At 56.7% G+C, this 3,061-nt stretch carries 5 protein-coding genes; 3 read left to right on the forward strand and 2 right to left on the reverse strand.

Annotation, left to right across the window (positions count from 1 at the left end):
• Positions 1-264 (reverse strand): PTS sugar transporter subunit IIA (locus EN991_RS29605; RefSeq protein WP_164769460.1); only part of this gene is annotated, 264 nt, incomplete at its 3' end.
• Between the two features lie 420 nt (positions 265-684).
• Here EN991_RS29605 and EN991_RS29610 point away from each other — a divergent pair.
• The 3 genes from EN991_RS29610 to EN991_RS29620 all read left to right on the forward strand — a co-directional run bounded on the left by EN991_RS29610 (position 685) and on the right by EN991_RS29620 (position 2,561).
• Positions 685-1,098: a DUF5602 domain-containing protein gene (locus tag EN991_RS29610; RefSeq protein ID WP_064994258.1), complete on the forward strand. Its 414-nt coding sequence runs from the start codon at positions 685-687 to the stop codon at positions 1,096-1,098.
• A complete protein-coding gene (locus tag EN991_RS29615; protein WP_164766098.1) occupies positions 1,095-1,619 on the forward strand; it encodes a plastocyanin/azurin family copper-binding protein in 525 nt (174 codons plus the stop codon). The genes EN991_RS29610 and EN991_RS29615 overlap by 4 nt, the downstream gene beginning before the upstream one ends.
• A gap of 180 nt (positions 1,620-1,799) precedes the next feature.
• Positions 1,800-2,561 carry an ATP-binding protein gene (locus tag EN991_RS29620; protein WP_127370081.1) on the forward strand — a complete coding sequence of 254 codons (762 nt, stop codon included), beginning with the start codon at positions 1,800-1,802 and terminating at the stop codon, positions 2,559-2,561.
• 20 nt (positions 2,562-2,581) lie between these two features.
• Here the strand turns inward: EN991_RS29620 and EN991_RS29625 are convergent.
• Positions 2,582-3,061: LysR substrate-binding domain-containing protein (locus tag EN991_RS29625; RefSeq protein ID WP_245461108.1), on the reverse strand; the 480-nt coding region annotated here is incomplete at its 5' end.

Genomic DNA, 3,061 nt, shown 5'->3' on the forward strand with positions numbered 1-3,061 from the left:
CTCGAAATCAATGGGCTGGGCCAAGCGTGTCAAAGACGCGACCGGCGAATAGATTGTGCTGAGTAGAGCGTGCGGGATCGCGACGCCACGGCCGATGCCGGTCGAGCCGAGATGCTCGCGGTCGAAAAGACCACGCAGAACCACCTGCTGGTCAATCCCAGTTCTTCGCGCAATCCTAATCGCGATTTTTGACAAGGCTGATTGCTTTCCCTTTGTCACAAGGTCAAGCGAGATGTCTTCTTCTGACAGGATGGGGGAGATCATGAGCGTCAATCTTCGTGTCGTTCCAAACGCGCAGTGATCAGTCGCACTGCTTAAGCAGGGCTCTGTTCACTTTCGGATGAAGTGGAATCCTGGCTGTCCCGGCCGCGAAGGCAGTGCCTTCTCGCGTCCGGGTTAAGAGCCCATTTTGAGGTGGATTGGCTCTCGCCGGAAATGGAGGCTGAAGATATCCATGGCAATTCACAGGTAGTGAAGGATTTCCGGAAATCAAGCAAACAGTGCGGGCGGCGCAAGCAGAATTACTGCACTGAAATGCCAGCTAATTTCGTTTGACGAAAATAGGGGCCTCCTACTTACTGGCAGGGCGCGACAGGCGGTATCAACAAGCTAAACAACGATTTCGTGTACCGGTCTCCTAAATTGTCGGCATCGTGACTTTTGAATTCAACAAGGAGATAACCTATGAAGAAGCTCGCCCTCGCACTTGTCGTGACAATGGCCAGCTCGCTTTGCGCCATGGCGGCGTCTGAGGTCACCAAATCCCCGCCAGCAGCGCCTTACCAACAGGTCAGCAAGCTTGTGAAGCTGCCCGACTTCCTACCTGGCATGGGTCAACTTTTTGTCGATCCGGCGACACTGCCGGCCGGTCCGTTCCTTGCCTATGATCACGACGGCAAAATTGTCAGCACCATCTATATGCTGCCGATCAAAGATCTCAATCCGGACAAACGCTTTGACAACCTCGCCGCGCCCGGCGGCAATGTCGACCATGTCGACGTCTACTACAATGCCGGTCATCCAGGCGTCGAAGAGCCGCATGTCCACATTGTGCTGTGGCATGTCCCAGCCGCAGACGAGGCGCGGGTCGCCAAATGACACTCACGCGCCGTGAGATATTGGGCGCGGGCGGCGGTCTCGCCGCCGCCCTTTCCCTGCCTTCTCTGTCGGTATGGGCCGGCGAGGTGGTCAAAATCAAGATGCGAGGGCGCGGCGACGGTTCACAAGTCTGGTTCGATCCGATTGGCATTCTGATCAAACCGGGTCAGACGGTCCGCTGGACCAATCTCAATCCTGGCAATTCGCACACAACCACAGCCTACCACCCGGCAAACTTCGAGCGACCGCTTCGCATGCCCAAGGCGGCAAAACCATGGGATTCCGACTACCTCCTGCCCAAGGAAAGCTTTTCGGTTACCTTCACCGAGCAGGGGGTGTACGATTATTATTGTGTCCCGCATGAGCATGCCGGGATGGTCGGCCGCATCATCGTCGGCGAACCAGAGGTACACGGCTGGTCTGAAATGGTCGGAGCAAATGGCGACCTACCGGAGGAGACCCTCAAGGCATTCCCGACTGTCGAAGACATTATGACGAAAAGGGTCGTCCGGCGTGCTTAGATCATGCTCATGAAAGGTACGGCCCTCAGCAACAAATGAGACAGAATACGACGATATTGATGGGAGCGCGGGTTGCTCGGGTGTCGTCAGTGACCTTTAGGGGCGACTTCTATGACAGGCTGTGTGTTTCCGTGTGAAACTCAACGACCATCTCGGGCCGAACGCGACGCGCGCACTCCGATGCCGGACACGACTCTCTATCTCCGAACTGCAGTCGAGCAACGCGAACGTGCGACGCACCGGCTTGCTGCGCTGGGCGAAATGACAGGCGGTATTGCCCATGATTTCAGAAATCTCCTGGCAGTAATCCAATCCGGGCTCGGGCTCGCGGAGCGGAGAGCTGACGCACCCGAAAGCGTGCGTGCCTACATTGCCGCAGCGCGGGAAGGGATCGATCGAGGGATCGAGCTAACGTCACAGCTACTCGCCTTCGCAAAGCATCAGGAACTCGATGCCCATGCTGGCAATTTGAATGAGTTCCTCAAGTCTTTCGCGCCCCTCTTAAGGTATGGCGCCGGTCCCGATGTCCGCGTCAAGCTGGAGCTTGGTTCCGACGTCCCGGACTGCTTGATCGACCCAGCGCTGTTCGACGCTGCAGTGCTTAATCTCGTCATAAACGCGCGAGATGCGATGCCAGGTGGCGGGGAGATTCACGTCATCACTGAGCGATTCGTGCAGACCACCATGACACCTGACCCACCCGGGCCGGGTACCTACGCACGCGTTCGCGTCAAAGACCATGGTTGCGGCATGGCTCCGGAAGTTTTGCGGAAGGTGTTCGATCCTTTCTTCACCACAAAGGGTGAGAAGGGCACCGGGATAGGGATGTTGCAAGTAAAGGCATTGGCGCAGGCGGTTAATGGTCGGATCCGGATAAGGAGTGAACCAGGGATTGGGACAACAGTGGATCTCCTGTTCCCGTCAATCCAAGCGGACACTTAGACGCCCAAAAAGAGCTCCTATTATTTGTCGGCTCTTGCAACGGAATGCAATCCTGTCAGGGCAGGACCTACTACGCTCTCATCCGCATTTGCGGATTGCACCGCGTAAACCGGATAGGAGAACTGCGGCATTTCGGGCACAAGGTGCAGCCGGCCGGCCACTACGTGAGGCTGCACAGAGCTCATCCTGAAATATCCAGAGCCACCCGCCGCAAGAACATAGTTCAATGCGAGCGGGCCGAGATCGAAAGTAAGATCGGGCGCAGCAGTTGGGAAACTCATCCCGTGGTGATGTCCAAAGTCCGGACCCCAATCCATATAGACATAATCAGACCCATCCAGGAGGCGCGCTTCGGAATTGGTGGTCGCAAACACGAGTTTTTCTTCCAGAAGCAGATCGATTTTCAGGCCGGGTCGATGCTGGGGCGCGTACATGATCGCCACGTCGACGAGCCCGGATGCGACTTGTTTGATCAAGTCCTGCGGCACATCGACGTGCAC

Origin of the sequence: Mesorhizobium sp. M7A.F.Ca.US.005.03.2.1, from assembly GCF_003997795.1 — a bacterium.
GTDB classification, from domain to species: Bacteria; Pseudomonadota; Alphaproteobacteria; order Rhizobiales; family Rhizobiaceae; genus Mesorhizobium; species Mesorhizobium ciceri.